The sequence below is a fragment of the Phaeobacter italicus genome (assembly GCF_001258055.1).
Classification (GTDB): domain Bacteria; phylum Pseudomonadota; class Alphaproteobacteria; order Rhodobacterales; family Rhodobacteraceae; genus Phaeobacter; species Phaeobacter italicus.
Genome location: NZ_CVRM01000009.1, coordinates 12815 through 31609, shown reverse-complemented (window position 1 = coordinate 31609; position 18795 = coordinate 12815). Strand labels below are relative to the sequence as shown.

Annotated in this window: 19 protein-coding genes; 5 read left to right on the top strand and 14 right to left on the bottom strand. The window is 59.4% G+C overall.

Annotated elements, in window-relative coordinates; translation table 11 throughout:
* Window positions 1-92 precede the first annotated feature (92 nt).
* Complete coding sequence (locus NIT7645_RS03030; RefSeq protein ID WP_007803445.1) at window positions 93-737, top strand: hypothetical protein; 645 nt, start codon at window positions 93-95, stop codon at window positions 735-737.
* Window positions 738-744: 7 nt separating this feature from the next.
* Here the strand turns inward: NIT7645_RS03030 and NIT7645_RS03025 are convergent, their stop codons facing one another.
* From NIT7645_RS03025 to NIT7645_RS03005, 5 genes are all read right to left on the bottom strand, one after another.
* Window positions 745-2082, bottom strand: coding sequence for an APC family permease (locus NIT7645_RS03025; RefSeq protein WP_007803442.1), 1338 nt, complete (start codon window positions 2080-2082; stop codon window positions 745-747).
* A 48-nt stretch (window positions 2083-2130) separates the two neighbouring features.
* A complete protein-coding gene (locus tag NIT7645_RS03020) occupies window positions 2131-4476 on the bottom strand; it encodes a copper-transporting P-type ATPase (protein WP_012187177.1) in 2346 nt (781 codons plus the stop codon).
* A 78-nt stretch (window positions 4477-4554) separates the two neighbouring features.
* Entirely contained in the window at window positions 4555-5475 is a 921-nt protein-coding gene (gene lgt, locus NIT7645_RS03015; RefSeq protein ID WP_050686145.1) for a prolipoprotein diacylglyceryl transferase, read from the bottom strand.
* 105 nt (window positions 5476-5580) lie between these two features.
* On the bottom strand, window positions 5581-5967 hold the full coding sequence (locus tag NIT7645_RS03010) for a DUF302 domain-containing protein (RefSeq protein WP_050686143.1): 387 nt from the start codon (window positions 5965-5967) through the stop codon (window positions 5581-5583).
* Window positions 5968-6106: 139 nt separating this feature from the next.
* Window positions 6107-6700, bottom strand: coding sequence for an EF-hand domain-containing protein (locus tag NIT7645_RS03005; protein ID WP_223229252.1), 594 nt, complete (start codon window positions 6698-6700; stop codon window positions 6107-6109).
* 397 nt (window positions 6701-7097) lie between these two features.
* Here NIT7645_RS03005 and NIT7645_RS03000 point away from each other — a divergent pair, with 397 nt between their 5' ends.
* On the top strand, window positions 7098-7655 hold the full coding sequence (locus NIT7645_RS03000; protein ID WP_012187179.1) for a hypothetical protein: 558 nt from the start codon (window positions 7098-7100) through the stop codon (window positions 7653-7655).
* A 76-nt stretch (window positions 7656-7731) separates the two neighbouring features.
* Here the strand turns inward: NIT7645_RS03000 and NIT7645_RS02995 are convergent, their stop codons facing one another.
* The 4 genes from NIT7645_RS02995 to NIT7645_RS19125 form a co-directional block, all read right to left on the bottom strand.
* The gene (locus tag NIT7645_RS02995; RefSeq protein WP_012187180.1) at window positions 7732-8397 is read right to left on the bottom strand and encodes a L,D-transpeptidase; all 666 of its coding nucleotides are present in this window, start codon (window positions 8395-8397) and stop codon (window positions 7732-7734) included.
* A 42-nt stretch (window positions 8398-8439) separates the two neighbouring features.
* Window positions 8440-8952 carry a disulfide bond formation protein B gene (locus tag NIT7645_RS02990; protein ID WP_442416241.1) on the bottom strand — a complete coding sequence of 171 codons (513 nt, stop codon included), beginning with the start codon at window positions 8950-8952 and terminating at the stop codon, window positions 8440-8442.
* Window positions 8953-9065: 113 nt separating this feature from the next.
* A complete protein-coding gene (locus NIT7645_RS02985) occupies window positions 9066-10328 on the bottom strand; it encodes a multicopper oxidase family protein (protein WP_007803424.1) in 1263 nt (420 codons plus the stop codon).
* Between the two features lie 125 nt (window positions 10329-10453).
* Window positions 10454-11035, bottom strand: a complete 582-nt coding sequence (locus tag NIT7645_RS19125; RefSeq protein WP_082204816.1) for a L,D-transpeptidase — start codon at window positions 11033-11035, stop codon at window positions 10454-10456.
* Between the two features lie 179 nt (window positions 11036-11214).
* Here NIT7645_RS19125 and NIT7645_RS02975 point away from each other — a divergent pair, with 179 nt between their 5' ends.
* Together NIT7645_RS02975 and NIT7645_RS02970 are read left to right on the top strand one after the other, a co-directional pair.
* Window positions 11215-12051 carry a DUF305 domain-containing protein gene (locus NIT7645_RS02975; RefSeq protein ID WP_012187184.1) on the top strand — a complete coding sequence of 279 codons (837 nt, stop codon included), beginning with the start codon at window positions 11215-11217 and terminating at the stop codon, window positions 12049-12051.
* 12 nt (window positions 12052-12063) lie between these two features.
* The gene (locus tag NIT7645_RS02970; RefSeq protein WP_012187037.1) at window positions 12064-12828 is read left to right on the top strand and encodes a MauE/DoxX family redox-associated membrane protein; all 765 of its coding nucleotides are present in this window, start codon (window positions 12064-12066) and stop codon (window positions 12826-12828) included.
* 21 nt (window positions 12829-12849) lie between these two features.
* Here NIT7645_RS02970 and cueR read toward each other — a convergent pair whose 3' ends face one another.
* Both cueR and NIT7645_RS02960 read right to left on the bottom strand, forming a co-directional pair.
* Window positions 12850-13248, bottom strand: a complete 399-nt coding sequence (gene cueR, locus NIT7645_RS02965; protein ID WP_038008399.1) for a Cu(I)-responsive transcriptional regulator — start codon at window positions 13246-13248, stop codon at window positions 12850-12852.
* Between the two features lie 12 nt (window positions 13249-13260).
* Window positions 13261-15771, bottom strand: coding sequence for a heavy metal translocating P-type ATPase (locus NIT7645_RS02960; protein WP_050686161.1), 2511 nt, complete (start codon window positions 15769-15771; stop codon window positions 13261-13263).
* 152 nt (window positions 15772-15923) lie between these two features.
* On the opposite strand from NIT7645_RS02960, the gene NIT7645_RS19120 reads away from it, so the two are divergent.
* Window positions 15924-16124: a heavy-metal-associated domain-containing protein gene (locus tag NIT7645_RS19120; protein ID WP_058239067.1), complete on the top strand. Its 201-nt coding sequence runs from the start codon at window positions 15924-15926 to the stop codon at window positions 16122-16124.
* A gap of 42 nt (window positions 16125-16166) precedes the next feature.
* Here NIT7645_RS19120 and NIT7645_RS02955 read toward each other — a convergent pair whose 3' ends face one another.
* Genes NIT7645_RS02955 through NIT7645_RS02945 form a run of 3 tightly spaced genes read right to left on the bottom strand, consistent with a single transcriptional unit; the run spans window position 16167 to window position 18773 of the window.
* Entirely contained in the window at window positions 16167-16898 is a 732-nt protein-coding gene (locus NIT7645_RS02955) for a DsbA family protein (RefSeq protein ID WP_040182558.1), read from the bottom strand.
* A 1-nt stretch (window position 16899) separates the two neighbouring features.
* Window positions 16900-17382: a c-type cytochrome gene (locus NIT7645_RS02950; protein ID WP_050686139.1), complete on the bottom strand. Its 483-nt coding sequence runs from the start codon at window positions 17380-17382 to the stop codon at window positions 16900-16902.
* Window positions 17379-18773 carry a multicopper oxidase family protein gene (locus tag NIT7645_RS02945; RefSeq protein ID WP_007803406.1) on the bottom strand — a complete coding sequence of 465 codons (1395 nt, stop codon included), beginning with the start codon at window positions 18771-18773 and terminating at the stop codon, window positions 17379-17381. The genes NIT7645_RS02950 and NIT7645_RS02945 overlap by 4 nt, the downstream gene beginning before the upstream one ends.
* Between the last annotated feature and the right edge of the window lie 22 nt (window positions 18774-18795).

Here is an 18795-nt window from a genome sequence, read left to right as displayed (position 1 = left end):
ATGGGTTCGCGAAGGGAATCCTGAGGCGTCAGACTTGTGCAACAACGCCCCGTATCATCGACCTAGTGGTGCCCACATGGCAGGCTATTTCAATGGATAGATTTTTCTCTATCAGTATGCCCGCGGCTCAGTTTGTTAGAAATGTCCTGCTGTTCAGCTTCGCTGCATTACTGCCGGTCCTGTTGTTCTACGTCTTACTGGCTCCGGGCTTTGCTCCGGCTCTTGCTGCCGGCGGACCGGCACTCATGCGCTTACTAAGGCAGGTTGCGACCAACGGTTTGCCCGTGGTTTTTGCCGTCAACTATGTCAGTTTTTTCCTTTTCGCTATGACAAAGCAACCAAAGGCGGGCTCAAGAGACACGGCGTTTTTCGTGCTGGTCGATGTCTTGCTCAGAGCCCTTCTCTTTCCAGGTCTCCACGTGCTGATATACGTTCTATCTGCCGACTGGTTCGGGTCATTCGGCGGCAATCGTTCAACCGCTTTGGCGGTTGTATCCCCGACTCTTGCGCGTTCGGCATTTTTCGAGAACATCTCCGGCGTTTACCTCTATGCGACTATGATAAGCGCGTTGCCGCTCTACGTCTCGGCTTTCGGGCGGTCGGAATTTCTTGGACCGGTTGTACGTCGCTTGCCCATGAACACGGGCGTGATGCTGCTTGCCCTGGCTGCGTTTGCCTTGTCGGTCGGGCTGATCACGATCGGCGCACAAGGCATCGCATCTCTTCAGGCCAGGTGATGGCAGGCTAATCACCGTGGGCGTGGGCGGGGGCGGGGGCGACTTGCGGTGCCACCCATTGCGACAAGTAAACGCGCTCGAAGGCGAACACAGCGATCATCCCGACAGCGGCGTAGAGAACGATCATCGGGTCGCTTTGAAGCTTCATCACGGTGAAAGCTGCCAGTACTATCGCATCGAGCGCCAGGGCAGTCAAAAGCACGATACCGAAGGCGCCGACGTCTGCTCGACGATAGCGGAACACGCCCCAATGTATGATCATGTCCATGACGAGGTAAAAGAAAGCACCGAGGGATGCGATCCGGCCTAAATCAAAGAGCACGGCCAACGTCGCGGCGATGACGACAGTATAGACCAGGGTGTGGCGTTGGATGGGACCTGGCATACCGAAGTGGCTGTGCGGGATCATTTCCATGTCGGTCAGCATCGCCAGCATACGCGACACCGCGAAGACGCTGGCCAGAACGCCGGACGCCGTTGCGACAGCGGCCAGGATCACCGTGAGTATGAAGCCGGTTTGTCCAAGGGCGGGCTGCGCCGCTTGTGCCAGCGAATAGTCACGCGCTGAGATGATCTCCTCGATCGTGAGACTCGAACCGACCCCGTAGGCGACCAACAGGTAGACGACGACGCAGATTCCGATAGAGAACATGATCGCTCGGCCAACATTGCGATTTGGTTCAGTGATCTCGGCTCCGCTGTTGGTGATCGTGGTGAATCCCTTGAACGCAAGGATGGCCAGCGCCGTAGAGGCGATGAACCCCGTGAGCCCGTAGGATTGTGAGGTCTCGGACGCCGCGGCGAACGCAAAACCACTGGACCACAGGGCCGCGATGCCAAACAGAGCTATGCCTCCGATCTTGATCGCGGCCATGATCAACGAGAACAGCCCGACCGAGCGGTTTCCGGCCATGTTCACCAAAAAGGCGAAAACGATCACGGCCACAGCCAGAGCGGGGACCAATGGGCCACCTTCGATATCGAAAGGGCGCAGGACATAGGTGGCGAAGGTTCGCGCGACGAGGCTTTCCGCGATCACCATGCTGAGCGCCATCAGCAGTGCGGCCCCGCCCGCGATGGCTCCGGGGCCATAGCATTTCTGCAGGATCATGGCGATGCCACCCGAGGACGGCCATTTGTTCGACATCCTGATGTAGCTGTAGGCGCTGAAGCTTGTGACGACCGCGCCGGCGATGAATGCAAGCGGGAAAAGCGGGCCGGCGAGCTGCGCGATTTGCCCCGTCAACGCAAAGATTCCAGCGCCGATCATCACGCCTGTCCCCATCGCAACGGCTCCGCCCAGACTGATGGAATTTTCGCGGTACGTTTCTTTTTCGCTCTGCATAAATGGCCCCCTTTTAATTTTGGTTCATCCGAACGCTGTTGCGCGCTTCTAGATACGAACGCCGCGAAGGCGCAGCGAATTGAGCACCACCGAGATTGACGACGCGCTCATGGCGAAGGCAGCAAACATCGGACTGATGAGGATGCCAAAGAAGGGAAACAGAACTCCCGCCGCGACCGGCACGCCGGAGGCGTTGTAGATCAGCGCGAAGAACAGGTTCTGGCGGATGTTGCGCATCGTGGCCCGGGCGAGCCGCCGCGCACGCACGATACCATCAAGGTTGCCCTTGACCAGCGTGACGCCCGCGCTTTCGATGGCCACATCGGCGCCGGTGCCCATGGCGATGCCGACATCGGCCTGCGCGAGCGCGGGGGCGTCGTTGACGCCATCCCCGGCCATGGCGACCTTGTGGCCCGCCTCTTGCAACTCAAGGATGATCCGCGCCTTGTCCTCCGGCAGCACGTCGGCCCGGATCTCATCGATTCCGAGCCGCGTGCCGATGGCCTTGGCCGTGCGTTCGTTGTCGCCGGTCGCCATGATGACGCGGAACCCCAGTTCATGCAGATCCTCGATGGCTTCTGGCGTGGTCTCCTTCACTGGGTCGGCGACAGCAACTAGACCGGCGATCTCGCCATCCAGCACAACGAACATGACCGTCTCGCCTTCGTCGCGGCGGGCATTGGCCTTGGCGGTCAACGCGCCCGCCTCGAGCCCCAATTCGCGGATCATCGCCAAATTGCCGAGCGCGACCGCTTTGCCGTCAACGACCCCCTTGACGCCCTTGCCAGTGACCGCCTCGAAGTCCCGTGCCTCGTCCATTTTGACATCTCGCTCCTCCGCACCCCTGACGATCGCTTCGGCCAAGGGGTGCTCCGATCCGCGCTCAAGCGATGCGGCGAGACGCAAGACCTCGGCTTCGTCGTGGCCGGGTTGCGGGAGTACGTCGACAAGCCGCGGCTTGCCTTCGGTCAACGTGCCGGTCTTGTCGACGATCAGGGTATCGACTTTCTCGAACCGCTCCAGCGCCTCGGCGTTCTTGATCAGCACCCCTGCCTGAGCGCCCCGTCCTGTCGCTGTCATGATCGACATCGGTGTCGCCAGGCCAAGCGCACAAGGACAGGCGATGATCAGAACCGCCACCGCCGAAATCAATGCGTAGGAAAGCGCAGGCGCGGGCCCCCAGATCGCCCAGGCGATGAAGGACAGGACCGCGATACCGATGACGGCCGGAACGAAATATCCCGCCACCTTGTCGGCGTATTTCTGGATCGGGGCGCGCGAGCGCTGCGCGTTCGACACCATCTCGACAATTTGAGCCAGCATCGTGTCGGACCCGACACGCGTCGCCTCCATCACCAGACTGCCGGTGCCATTGATCGTCGCGCCGGTCAGCGGGTCGCCCTCGGTCTTCTCGACCGGCACGGGTTCACCGGAGATCATGCTTTCGTCGACCGAGGACCGGCCGTCCAGAACCACGCCATCGACCGGCACCTTGTCACCGGGCCGCACGCGCAGCCGGTCCCCGACTTGCACGTCCTCCAGCGGGATTTCCTCCTCGGATCCGTCGTCCCGGATGACCCGCGCGGTCTTTGCCGCCATGTCGAGAAGCGCGCGGATCGCCTTGCCGGTCCCCTCGCGGGCGCGTAGTTCCATCACCTGGCCGAGCAGCACCAGCGTCACGATCACCGCCGCCGCCTCGAAATAGACGCCGACATGGCCTTCGGAGTCTCGGAACCCATCAGGGAATATGTCCGGTGCGAGAACGGCAACGACGCTGAAGAGCCAGGCGGCAAGAACGCCCATGCCGATCAGGGAGAACATGTTGAGGTTCAATGTGCGGAACGAAATCCATCCGCGTTCCAGAAACGGCCAGCCGCACCACAAGACCACTGGCGTTGCCAGGATCAATTCGATCCATTGTGTGGTGCTTTCGCCAAAAAAAGTCCGGACTGCGGGGAAACCGACGAATGGCCCCATCGTGAGGACAAGGAGCGGGATCGTCAGGACTGTGCCGACCCAGAACCGCCGTGTGAAATCCACCAGTTCGGGATTTGGACCTTCATCGCCCGGCACACCGGATTCCAGTTCCAATCCCATACCACAGATCGGACACGCGCCCGGATCAGGCTGCCGCACCTGAGGGTGCATCGGGCAGGTGAAAATGGGACCATCATGTCCTGTAGGAACCAGATCATATCGGCCATCGGCCGGCGTGGCACCCGCGTGGTGTTCGTGATGATCATGTGCTGAATGGACCTCGAGCTCCGATTCCGGCACGAGGTGCATCCCGCATTTCGGACAATTGCCGGGCTCGTCCTGCCGCACCTCAGGGTGCATGGGGCAAACGAATACCGAAGAAGCTGCTGTGGTTTCAGAACTGTCGGGAGTGCTCATTTTGCGGTCCTTTCCGAGAATGCTTCTCTTGCCTAGGGCTTCCATCCGCGGGAGGGTCAAGAGAGATCAGTACGGCGATTACATTGCGGCTCTGCGGGGTGGCGCTGTCCGGCCCCGTTCCCGCCGGGCGAACACGATCAACGCCAGCCCGACCAGCGCCATTGGCATGGAGAGCAACTGGCCCATGGTCAAACCCCACTCACCAAAATGAAGCGCATGGCCGATCGGGTTGTCCGCCGTTACAAATTGTTGGTCCGGTTGCCGGAACATCTCGACGAAACTTCGGGCAAGACCATAGCCGGTCAGAAACACGCCAGCCAAGGCACCGGGCATTTTCAGCCAGCCCCGGCCCCAAGCGAGATAAATGAGCAGCATTCCAAGAATGAGCCCCTCCAATAGCGCCTCGTACAGCTGGGACGGGTGTCGGGCGCAGAGGCCACTAATCCCTGGGCAGGCCTGCGCGACTTCGCCGGGAAAGATCACCGCCCAGGGAACGTCCGTCGGCCGCCCCCACAACTCATTGTTGGTGAAGTTCGCCAGCCTCCCAAGAAACAAGCCTGGCGGTGCCGCCAAAGCCAGCAAGTCGCCAGTGCTGAGCAAAGACGCGTTCTGTCGAAGGCAGAACAGCAAGGCAGCGATGACAACGCCCGCGAACCCCCCGTGGAAGGACATGCCGCCTTGCCAGACCATCAGAATTTCCAAGGGATTTGCGAGATAATATGCGGGCTGGTAGAACAGTACAAAGCCTAGGCGACCACCAGCAATCACGCCGATGATGATCCACGTCAGAAGATCTTCGATCTGCGTCCGGTCAAGCGGCGGTCCAACTGATGTCCAGAGCGCGGGACGGCTTATCGCACTCAAACAAATGCGCCAGCCAATCAGGATACCGAAGATATAGGCTAGCGCGTACCAGCGGAGTGCGAATGTGACCCCCCCGATGTCGAAGGAGATGAGGTCGGTTCCAATATCCGGAAATGGCAATCCCGCTGGCAGCACTGGGTGAGTTCCTCATCAGGAATTTACGTGGGGATTAGATGGCATTGATCGAGCACCGCTAAAGGCGCTCGATCTGCGACAGGGCATCCAACGCCCATCCCGCCATCACGCGGCGTCGAGGGCGTCCCGGAGTAGATCGCGGACTTCGCCGGCGACCGCGTCCAGGTCTTGGTTCTGCACCGCCTGCATCGAAGCGACAGGATCGACCGCGCTGACCTCGGTGTCGCCGTCCACTTGCCGCAGGATGACATTGCAGGGAAGCATCGCACCGATGCGAGGCTCGATCTCGATGGCTTTGTGCGCCATGCCCGGATTACAGGCCCCGAGAATGCGGTAAGGCGGCATGTCCGCATCAAGTTTCTTTTTCATCGTCGCTTTGACGTCAATCTCAGTCAGAACGCCGAAGCCCTTGTCTGCCAAAGCATCCCGAACACGCATCTCTGCGTCATCGATATTGGTGTCTTTCAGGACGCGATCATAGGTATAGGCCATGGGAATTTTCCTTTCCGTGTCTCTATTTTTTGGCATAACGAGGCTAAACGGTTCAGGTCGCGGTTCGGTTCAATGTCCCGGCCGAGAACGGTTTTGGCGTTTTGAGGACGGGTGCCGGAAAAAACCGGCACCCGTTGGCTCAGTTGTCCTGCATCATGGAGCCGTTGCCCATGCCCTGACCGTTGCCCGGCCGCGCAGGCGCATCTGCCATGTTCGACCGCATCATCTGCATCCGCTCCATCCTATCGGCCGGAGCGGCCATCTCTTCCGGCGTCACCGCGCCGTCGCCATCGGCATCGAGGTGTTGAAAACGATCCACCATCATTTCGCGGATCATCGCGCTGTGGAGAGCTTCAAACTCGGTAATCGAGAGGTTTCCATCCCCGTCGCTGTCAAACTCGGAAAGCTTGGCCTGCAGCTGCGTGCGCATTTCTTCCGGCGTCGTTGTGCCGTCTCCATCGGTGTCGAACATTTGCATCATGCCGCCAGCCATGCCTGCGCCCATCATACCACTGCCCATGCCTGCGCCCATCATGTTTCCGTGCATGCGCTGCATCATGTCCATCATTCCGCCCATGTTCCCCATCATGCCCGGACCACCGTTCTGCATCATGCCTGCCCCACTTTGGGCACCAGGTTGACCACTGTGCCCATGGTTGGCATCCGCCAAGGCGACGCCACCAAAGGCGGTTGCAGCCAGAGTCATTGCAGCGAGTAGAGTATTGCGTTTCATGTCGATCACCTCGTGTCAGTGTTACGATAGCCACCATATGGGATGCACCTGCAGATGCGGAATGCCACGCGAGCCGGTGTTTTGTATCGCGAGGTCACAAAGGCGGGGTCTGTTACAAATTGCGACAAATCAATTCGGGGCGAACGCTCCTCTTAATCTGAGACTTGCGATATCCAGAGAAAAACCTGTCGAGGAGTCGCGTACCAACCGACACCGAACCCGTGTTTCGGTGGACGTGAAATCCGGAAGAGTTGGTGTCGAGAGTGGTAGAGGACCTGAATATCCCGAAAATTCAATTATTCAACCCATGGCAGGAGGCTGCAGGGTGCTCTTTTTGAACCGCATTTTCTCAGTTCTAACCTTGGTAATTTTGGCGGGGTGCGGCGCAGGAAACGACATGCGCCCGGATGCTTCAGCCGAAGTCATCAGTAGCGCATCCTACCGTCACGATGGACCGGCCGCGCTGACGTTGTACACCATGATCAACAACAGGTCCGGGGCGGGTGCGCATAGCAGCGTCATGATTAATGGGTCGCAGCGTGTTATCTTCGATCCGGCAGGAACGGTCCGGCTGAGCGCTGTACCGGAACGGGGAGATGTGCTTTATGGCATTACTCCACAAGTGGCCGATTTTTATGCGCGGGCTCATGCTCGCGAGACCTACCATGTCGTCATACAAGAGATCGATGTGTCTCCCGAAGTCGCGGAGCAGGCTTTGCGCCTTGCAATTGCCAGCGGCCCAGCCGCTTCCGGTTTTTGTAGTGCCAGTACCTCCGCGGTACTCAGACAATTACCAGGATTTGAATCCATCGGACGCACATTTTTTCCAAAGCGCCTGATGGCGGATTTTGGCAAGTTGCCGGGCGTGCGAACCACAAAGCTGTTCGAGAACGATGAGGACGACAAATCCGTAGCGATCGCACAGTTCGAAAGTTCACTTGCGACACAGCCGTGAGTGTTCGTCCAACAATTCATTGGAAGATGTCCCTGCACGACGCAGTCCTCGGCGTGTGAGCCAAAGATGCAATAGGTTAGCTTCGAGCGGTAACGCTGTCTTCGGCCGAGTAAAGGAACGCCGTCGATCCGACAGCGACATTCGGATAGAGATCATTGATGTGGGCCATCACCATGCGCACGCATCCCGAACTGGCCCGGCCGCCAATGCTGCGAGGGCTCGGCGTTCCGTGAATTCGAAGGTACGTATCCCGATCTCCGACGAATAGATACAAAGCCCTGCTGCCCAAGGCATTGTTGGGGCCGGGCTCCATACCGTCGGCAAACCGCTCGTAAGCCTCCGGATCGCGTTCGATCATTGACTGCGTTGGCGTCCAGTGCGGCCATTCGACCTTTCGGCGGATCGTATAGGTGCCGGGTTCATAGAGATCGCCCTTGGCAATCGCCACCCCGTATCGCATCGCGGTGCCACCTTCCTCGATATGGTACAGATAGCGCGCGATCGCATCGACGTGAATGTCACCCGGGCGCAAACCGTCATTCGCCAAAACGCGTTGCGGCAGCAGCCTGGGATGCAGCCCCCATGGGTTGGTTGTTGCCGGGTCATAGTTGGCGGGCGTGATCTGCGCATCCCAAGCTGCTTTTTCGGCTGTTGACGGCCAGGTCTTAGCGAATGCTGGCGAACTCAGAGAAGCTGAAAACAGCGAGCCGGAAAGTGCAAGGAAGTGTCGTCTTGTAACCATGAAGCGAAGCCCTTTGTTTGTTTTCGATGAATGCGGGACGATTCAAGAAACGTCCGCGACCCCATGCCACCGAACCTTTTGATGTCTTGCGATCGCGACCAACCAGAGGCAAGCAAGGACACCGCTTAGGATCGCGTTCCAACTCGCCATGGACAACGTCAGAAATTCCCAGACAACCTCACTGCACAGAACAAGATTGGACGCATTTGAACTGGCAGAGGGCAGCAATTCCGATACCGACATTTGGGAAACATCGAGGCCGGATCCCGTGCAAGAAGTCGGTCCCTCCCACCAGCCGCGCTCGACACCGGTATGAAACACTCCCAACGCGGATGTGCTGAGTTCCGACAGGGCACCGATTATCAGGATTGGCAAAATCGGCAGAGCAAAGAGCAACAGAGCGCCCATTCCAATGGCGATTGCGTGTGGGTAGCGTTGCCAGATGCACATTGCGCAAGGCGCGTAGCCAAGAGCCTGGAAAACGAAGGCCCCTAACAGCAAGGCGGCTGATCCTGCCGCCGCAGTCATGCCGAGAGATTTTGGTGTCAGGGTCAATGAACGCTCCCGTTGGCAATCGATGGACCTGTTTCTCGCTTGTCAGGTTACGTAAACGGCAGAAGGGCTGTTATCATTCAGAGATTTGTAACGGTATGTATCCGTCGCGACCCTCAGCCGACTCTGATCCACGTTGCCATACCGTCGGCCTGGTGGCTCAACATGTGGCAATGCAGCATCCACGATCCCGGATTGTCCAGGACGACGAGAATATCCCGCGTCTCGCCGGTATCCAGATAGGTCGAGTCCCGGTATGGACCGGCTTCACCCGCCGCATCGAGTTCCCAGAAATGGTGGCCATGCAGGTGCATGACGTGTGGGAACCCGGTTTCGTTGCGGATCGAAATGCGCGCGGTCGTCCCCTGCGCGGCGGATAGGAAAGGCCTTCGAGGCAGGCCGGATACGTCATTGAGCGCCCATGTCCCTGTGCCGTTGTGGGACGCGCTTCCCGCACCTCCCTGGAGCACCAGCTCCGCGGTTTGGCCGGGGTCTTTCGGGGCGGGCATTCGGTTGGCGGGCAATGCGGTGATGGGCGCTTTCGCGGGCTCACGGGAACCGGAAACAGCGATTTCGCCAAGGCTCAACGTCTGTTCTCCAAAGCTGTCGTCGAATCTAATAGGCCCGGTCGCATCACCAATCACATCGCATCTTTGCCCCGGAGCGAGAAGGATCGGTTCGAGCGTCCGAGGATGCGCCAGAGGCATGCCATCCAGTGCAACGATCTTGCCTATCAAACCATCCAGGCCGACACGGTACACCCTGTCGATAGAGGGATTTATGAGACGCAGTCGCAGACGGTCGCCTCGTTTCACAGTCTTGCCGGTTCCATTGAAAACAAGTGCCGTGACCGTATTGCCGATACGGCCCTCGGTTGCGAAATGGGCCGGGTTGAACGCTTCGTCGTACTGCCCGGACTGATCCAGCAAGACATCGAAGAACTGAACAACGATGTCATGGTCGACAGCCGGCGCATTTTGCTCCTCGACGATGAAGGCGCCGAAAAGACCGCGGCTGACCTGATCGTAAGACAGGTAATGCGAGTGATACCAATACGTGCCGGCATCCGGGACGCCGAATTGATAACGATACGAGTCGCCCGGAATGACCACATCCTGAGTGAGGACGTTGACACCATCCATCCGATTTGGAACCCGCAACCCATGCCAGTGAACGAGAGCGCCCTCCTCCAATCGGTTATCGAGGGTAATGCGGGCGGTTTGTCCTTGTCGCATTCTGACTTCTGGGCCCGGCAGACCACCGTTGAAGCCCAACATCGACACGTCGTACCCAGCAAGGTGCGCCTTGATCGATTGGGGCGCGAGGATCAACTCGTGTGTCGCTGCTGGCAAGCGGGTACCAGCCAGCGCAACGGTCATCCCGCCAAGGAAAGACCTCCGGCTCAAAGACAATTCCGTCACCTCATGAATGATAGACTGGCTTTCGCCAACTGCCGCACTTGTGCCATTTCCGGAAGAGGAACTTCAAGGCGACAGAACACTCCTCACGCCGTTGTCACTTTGGGATACAGGAAGACGCGGGCGCCGATTTCAACGCGTTCGTACAGATTCTTCACATGTTCATTCGTCAACCGCGCGCATCCATTCGACACGGCAGACCCAATTGTCTCCGGGGCGTTCGTTCCATGAATGCGAAGATAGGTATCGCGTCCCTCGGCATCGTAGAGATAGAGCGCGCGGGCCCCGAGCGGGTTGTTTGGCCCGCCTTTCAGTCCATCCTTGTACTTTGCGTATTTGCGTGGCTCGCGCCGGATCATGGCGTTCGTTGGCCGCCACCATGGCCATTTGGCCTTGCGCGCTACCGTGAACTCTCCGGGTTCGTACAAACCTTTGCGCCCTACCCCGACCCCGTAGCGGATCGCCATCCCGTCCTCGAGCATGAAATAAAGGAAAAAATCGTCGGGAACGACGTGGACATCGCCTTTAACCCAGTCACCACGACGGGTGTTTACCAATTGTGGTTCGAACCGTTCGGGCAATTTGACTTTGTGGGCCCAGGCAGTTGTGGGCAGAAAGCAACCCATCGCTCCGGCACAAATCAATTCTCGTCTCGTGAAATTCTGCATGGCGCGATCTCCTCGGACCCATGAAAATTCAGTGCGCGTCAGGGGCAAAGAAAAGAAGCCGTGAACCGGGGCAAACGACGCGCCTTTGTTGCCTTGAAACTACGAAAATTCGTGCTTTTGGAACTCTCCAGCGCTGGAATGTTGTTGTTTTACAGAGAACTGCAAGGAGGTGACTGGAAATGCACTACTCACGATTCTTTATGATGATCGGAACATCGACCGTGGTCATGTTCGTTCTGATGTACCTGAACACCTATCTTTGGGGCCATATCTTCTTTTCGGAGACACGCCTTTACATGGCCATCCTGATGGGGGCGACCATGGCCGTGATCATGTTGGCGTACATGTTGTCCATGTATCAGAACACCAAAGCCAACATCGCGATTTTCGTTGGCGCAATAGTCCTTTTCGCGGCGAGCCTCTGGCTGGTTCGCGGGCAATTCACGGTGCAGGACAGGTCCTACATGCGCGCCATGATCCCGCACCACTCGATCGCCATCATGACGTCGACTCGTGCCGAGATCACCGACCCGCGCGTCCGGGGGCTCGCAGACGACATTATCTATGCGCAGGACAAGGAAATCGCCGAAATGCGCTACCTTATTGCTGACATTGGAGCAAACGGCGAAGCATCGGCCACGCGAAGCGAAACGCCGGCGCAGGTTGTGGATGCGCAACAGGCGCTTCAAACGGAGGTCGTGTCGAAGGTCGATCCTGAGTTTCTGACGGAAGACGAAATCGCTGCGGTGTTCCCGAATGGCGGAAATTGCCGCTTTGCTTACACCTCGGACAGTCCGGCTGTACTGGTGACTGGTGAAACCGGCGAAGGGTCTGCCGCCGCAATGAAGATCAGCGGTGATCTGGTGCGCCTGAATGCGCAGGGCGAAAATGCATTTTCTGAAGGCCCGCTGTCGGCCGAGATCGCAGAGACGAACGGTGACCTGACCGATCTGATCGTCAGCGCGGGAACCGACTACGAAGCCGGGTTCCGTGGTCAACTTACGTGCAGCGGATAAGGAGGAAAGGACATGCCCCGCGACACAGACAGTAAATCCGCGCAGCTTTATCGCATGGTCATGCCGGGCCATGTCTGCCCCTACGGTCTGAAATCGAAAGACCTGCTGGAGCGGCAAGGCTTCGAGGTGGAAGACCATCCGCTTGACACCCGTGAAGACACCGATGCTTTCATGGAGAAGCACGGGGTCGAGACGACGCCGCAGACTTTCATCGGGGACGAACGGATCGGCGGTTACGATGATCTCAGGGTGTTTTTCGACATTGACCCACCCGAGGAAGAGCAAAGCGACACGACCTACCAGCCGGTCATCGCGATCTTTTCCGTTGCCGCGCTGTTGGCATTGGGCCTGTCTTGGCACCAGTACGGGTCGGTCCTTACCTTGCGGGGGTTCGAATGGTTCATTTCGCTGTCCATGACCATTCTCGCGATCCAGAAATTGCAGGATGTCGAAGGGTTTTCGACGATGTTCCTCAACTACGATCTGCTGGCGCGCAAATGGGTGCGATACGGCAAGGTCTACCCGTTCGGCGAAGCGTTGGCAGGTGTCCTGATGACTGCCGGCGCGCTGCTGTGGCTCTCGGCGCCTGTCGCCCTGTTTATCGGCACGGTAGGCGCTGTCAGCGTGTTCAAGGCTGTTTATATCGACAAGAGAGAGCTGAAATGCGCCTGCGTCGGCGGTGACAGTTCCGTCCCGCTGGGGTTCATTTCGCTGACGGAAAACCTGATGATGATCTTCATGGGTATCTGGATGCCGGTCCGCGCGATCTGGTTCTGAGGTACAGCCCCTTCTTGCCTGTCACTTGGCCAACCGCTCCGGCGACAGATCCTCGATGATGGGGCAGTCGGGCCGGTGATCCCCGGCACATTTTTCCACCAGTTCGGCGAGCGTCGCGCGCATGGATTGCAGTTTCGCGATCTTTTCCTCGATCTGGCGCAGATGGTCTTCCGCAACCGCCTTCACTTGCATGCTTTCGCGGTTTTCATCCTCGTAGAGCGACAGGAGCGTCCTGCAATCTTCGATGGTGAACCCCAAGGCCCGTGCGCGACCCAGAAACGCCAGCTTGTGAACATGGTTCTCGGTGAACGCGCGATAGCCGTTCTCGCTACGGTTCGGGCGGATCAGACCGATGTCCTCGTAGTAGCGGATCGTCTTGGCGGGCACACCCGATTGTCGGGCAACGTCTCCGATGTTCATGTCGGACCTCCGTTATTCTGCTGGAGCAGGAGTGGCGGCTGCCAGCTCTGCCGGGATTGCGCGCTGCTCGTCCATCGCAGGCGCGATGCGCCGCAGCCGCAGGGCATTGGTCAGGACAAACACCGAGGACAACGCCATCGCACCCGCCGCAAGGATTGGTGACAGGAGCAACCCAAAGGCGGGATAAAGCACCCCGGCAGCGACCGGAATAAGTGCCACGTTGTAGGCAAAGGCCCAGAACAGGTTCTGCCGGATGTTGCGCATGGTCCGCCGCGATACTTCGAAGGCGTTCACCACGCCGCGCAAATCGCCCGACATCAGGACGACATCCGCAGATTCGATGGCCACATCGGTGCCGGTTCCAATGGCGATGCCCACATCGGCATGCGCCAGCGCCGGGGCGTCGTTGATCCCGTCGCCGACAAAGGCGATGCGCTTGTTCCCTTGGCGCAAACTGTCGAGCGCCGCAACCTTGCCGTCCGGCAGGACGCCGGCGATGACGTGGTCGATACCGGTTTCGCGGGCGATGGCTTCGGCGGTTTCGCGTTTGTCGCCGGTGATCATCGCAACCGCAAGACCCTTTTCGTGCAGCGCTGCGATGGCTGCGCGGCTTGCCGGTTTGACCGGATCGGCCACGCCGATCACGGCGGCGACACGCCCATCTATGGCAGCGTAAAGCGCCGTGCGACCCTTGCTTGCGATCTTCGTTTCCTCTGGAGCCAATGCCGAGACGTCAATGCCTTCGCGTGCCATGTAGCGGTCGGCCCCAACCAACACCTCCACGTCTTCGACCACGGCGCGCACGCCGTAACCTGTGACCGATTGAAAGCCTTCGGCCGCCACAAGAGGTGCGCCCTCGGCCCGCGCGGCCCGCACGATGGCGTCCGCGACAGGATGCTCGGAGAGCGACTCCACGGCAGCGATCTTCGAGAGCGTTGTTGGGCGATCGAACCCTTCCGCCAGCACAAGGTCAGTCAGTGCGGGTCGCCCCTCGGTCACCGTGCCTGTTTTGTCGAGGGCGACCACATCAACGGAATCAAGTTGCTGCAAGGCGTCACCTTTACGGAACAGGACACCCATTTCCGCAGCACGTCCCGTCCCGACCATGATCGAGGTCGGCGTCGCAAGCCCCATCGCGCAGGGGCACGCGATGATGAGCACCGACACACCGGCGACCAGCGCCATCGTCAGGGCCGGATCAGGCCCGAAAAACAGCCAGACCAGCACGGTCGCCGCCGCGATCGCCATCACGGCAGGCACGAACCACAAGGTGATCCGGTCGACCAATCCCTGGATCGGCAGTTTGGCGCCCTGGGCCTCTTCGACCATGCGAATAATCTGCGCCAGGGTCGTGTCGGCGCCGACCCGCGTGGCGAGGAACTGCAGGCTTCCGGCGCCGTTGACCGTCCCGCCGGTCACCGTATCTCCGGCACCTTTTTCAGCGGGGATCGGCTCGCCTGTCAGCATGCTTTCGTCGACGCGGCTGGTCCCCTCGATGACCTCGCCATCGACCGCGATGCGTTCACCAGGGCGCACGATGACGATGTCACCCTGAACCAGCGCATCGATCTCGATCTCGACGCTTTCTCCGTCCCGCATCACGCGTGCAGTCCGCGCCTGAAGCCCTAATAGCTTCTGGATGGCCGCGCCCGTTCTCCCCTTGGCGCGCGCTTCAAGAAACCGCCCCAGAAGGATCAGAACGACGATGACCGCTGCCGCCTCGAAATAGACGGTGCGCAGCGTGTCAGGCAGGACCGACGGTACGAATGTCGCAACCACGGAATAAAGGTAAGCCGCCCCGGTGCCGACCGCGACGAGGCTGTTCATGTCGGGGGCACCCCGGAACAAGGCCGGGAAACCCTTGGTGTAAAACGTCCGGCCCGGGCCGAAGAGAACGATTGTCGTGAGAACGAATTGAAGAAGCCAACTCGTCTGCTGACCAATCGTGGTCTCGATAAGCATATGAACGGCCGGAATGACGTGGCCACCCATCTCGATCAAAAAGACCGGCAAGGCGAGGATGGCTGCAAAGGTGACCCGTTTGGCAAGCGCCTGAGCCTCTTCCTCCTTGCGCGCAACCCTGTCGTCACCGGCTTGGGCCGTTGCCACGGTTGCTGGATACCCTGCCGCGCCGCTTGCATTTACCAGATCGGATGTCGTGACAAGACCTTCGACGTAAACCACCGTCGCCGTCTCGGAGGCGAGGTTGACGTTCACCTCGACCACTCCAGGCACCGCGGAAAGCGCCTTGTCGACCCGCCCGACGCAAGAGGCACAGGACATGGCTGCAATCGTGAGTTCGGCCTTGGCCGTCCGCGCGGGGTAGCCCAGCTCGCGAAGGGTTTCGATGATTTCCGGAACGCGCTTGAGCGCGTCCACGCTCATACGCGCGGTTTCGGATGCAAGATTCACCGACACATCCTCTACGCCGTCGATTGCATTCAATGCGCGGTCGACCCTGCCAACGCAGGACGCACATGACATGCCTTCGATCGGCAGGCTGATCTGTTTGGGTTCGGGCATATGTGTCACCTGTTTTTCCATTCGAAGTGGAATATGAGGCTTCCAGTTACTGGAGGGTCAATGGGAGGGCGCCAAATAAATTTCTTCACTTGACCTTCCAGCGGGGGGAAGCCCCATGTCACCGACAGAAATCAGATCAAGGAGTGGTTCCGATGAAGTTCAGCGTTCCGGACATGAGCTGTGGACATTGCACCGCAGCAATCGAAAGCGCGGTGAAGAGCGCAGATCCGAATGCAGGCGTAGAATGTGACCTTTCTGCCCGACATGTGCGTGTCGCCAGCGTGTTACCAGCCGATCAAGTCCTAGCGATCATTCGGGATGCGGGCTACAACGTGGAACCTGCGGCCGCTTGATGCAGTGCCTGGACCACCCAAGGGCGGTCCGGGCACAGAATTTCAGTCTTCGACTTTGCGGGCTTCCTCGACCAAGTCGACAAGCTGCGCCTTTTCGACGAAGCCCGGGACCAGCGCGTCACCGATCACGAAAGACGGCGTGCCGTTAAAGCCCAGAGCTTGGGTCAGTTGCATGGATGTCGCAATGTGCTCTTCGACCTCGGGGGCCTCCATGTCCTTGCGCAACTGTGCGATATCCAGGCCGATCTCCTCGGCAACGCGCAGCACGGAGGCCTCTTCCGCGCGGCCTTCCAGCCCCATCATCGCCCAGTGAAACTCTTCGTATTTGTCCTGCTTGCGCGCTGCCAAGGCCGCTTTCGCGGCGAACACCGATCCGTCTCCGAGAATGGGCCATTCACGATAGACGAGGCGAATGTTTGGATCGTCTTCGATCAAAGCCCGCACCTCGGGTTTGACCCGCCGACAATAAGGACAGTTGTAGTCGAAAAATTCCACAACGGTGACGTCCCCTTCCGCGTTGCCGAGAACCGGCGCATTCGGATCGTTCTCGATCAGATCGCGCTGGTCATTCAGAACTTGGGCCTGACTGAGCTCCTGCGCTTGCGCCTGCCTTTGTTCAAGGATGGCGACGGCCTCCATGACAATCTCCGGGTTCTCGCGGATTGCTTCCAGCACAAGTTCCTTGACCCGGGACTCTGACAGTTCGTCGGCGAGTGCCGGTAGCGGAAGCAAGGCAGCTATCGCGACCGTCGTGAAGGCTTGTCTGAAACGCATTTTAGTTCTCTCCCCGTTGTTCGTCGGCTTCTGTCCGCGCGGCCTGGACTTCGCGGATGCGATCTGGCCAGGTGGACCGGATGAAGGCCAGGATGTTGTGAATTCGCTGGTCGGTCAGCACGTCTGCGAAACCGGGCATGCCACTGTCGAATTCGACGCCCTGACGCGCCAGAAGCGTTGCACCCCCCAGTTTTGTGTAATCGAAGAGCAGGCTGTCAGGATGATGCCAGGTGTGACCCGTCTCATCATGCGGTGGTGCTGGCAGGCGCCCATCCGCGCCCGGCGTTCGCCATTCCGGCTGGCCTTCCAGATCCGCGCCATGACAAGACGCGCAGTTTTCTGCGTAGAGCAACGCGCCTTCTTCGATGTCGTAGCTCTCCGCCCTGGACGCGCTGCCGACATCCGAGGATGCACTGGTCGAGAGCCAATACGTGAAGGCGGCTGCTGCGACAGTGATCGGAAGGGACCAAACGAGATATCTCATGTGACCCGTATCCAGGTTGTCATGCCAGATGCGGCGTGGCTGAGCATGTGGCAATGGAACAGCCACTTGCCGGGATTGTCTGCCGTAAAGGCGATCTCCCGGGACTCGTTGCCGGCCAACAGGATCGTGTCCCGCATCGGCCCGAACGCGCCGTCGGGGCGCAGCTCGCGGAAATGCATCCCGTGCAGGTGCATCGCATGTGGGAAAACGGTCTGGTTCTCGATCTTCAGGCGCACCGGCTCGTTCAGGGATAGATCGGCCAGTGGCGTGTAGGTCATTTCGGCGACATCATTCAGGGCCCAGAATTTGCCCGCTTGGGCAAGCTGACGGAATCCAAGACGTTCCCCGCCAAGCAATGCGGACTGCATTCGCCCCATTGCCCCGCCGGACATGACCAGTCGCAAATCTCGCGCATCGGCAAGGTCCGGGGCGTGTGCCGCGGGGTTCGGCGGCAACGGCAGTGGCTTGCCTCTTGGTACTGAACTGGCTGTGCCGTTGACCAGAAAACTCACCAACGGGGTCAGTTGATCATCATCGCCGATGCGAAGCAATTGGGCGGTGCCGCCTTCGTCTTCGGTCACATCCACAATTAAGTCGACGCGCTGTGCCGGGCCGAGGATCAACTCGCCGTCAACCGACTGGGGTTGGCCGGTTGGCATTCCATCCACGGCCACCGTCCAGCCACTGAATCCAGAGAGCCTCAGCGGGAAAATTCGAGCGCTTGCTGCGTTGATGATCCGCAAGCGAATGCGCTCGTTGCGCTGCGCGGGCAAGGTCAGGTCATAGCGCCCGTTGGTCGTGATAAAGTTGCCGGTACGTCCACCGTGGCTCATCATCATGGGCTGTTCGAAATTGTCGAACAGCTGCCCGCTCTCAGGGTCGAGCAACCAGTCCTCCAGAACGATGACTTCCTCGCGGTCGATGTCCGGTCCATCGACCTCTTCGACGATCAAGGCACCGCGCAGACCACGCGCGACTTGCTCGTATGAACGATTATGCGCGTGATACCAATAGGTGCCCGCGTCCGGTACGACGAAGTCGTAGTCAAAGGTTCCACCCGGCGCTACGGCCTCTTGGGTCAGCCCTGAAACGCCATCCATCGCGTTGTCGATCCGGATTCCGTGCCAGTGAACCGAACTGGGATCGGGTACCTCGTTGCGAAACCTGCGACGCACCCGATCGCCTTGTGTGACCCTGATTTCCGGGGCCGGAACGAGGCCGTCATAGCCCCAGATCTCTGTTTCCGGGTAGGTGTCCGGAAGAAGCTGTCGACGTGCAACCTTGGCAATCAGGTCCTCGAACGGGGTCGCGGCAAAAGCCGACTGCGGGATGGCCGCCGCGCAGGCCGCCAGTGTTGCATGGCGCAAGAAATCCCGACGTGTTTGTCTCATTTCGATCCTCGAGAAAGCGGGG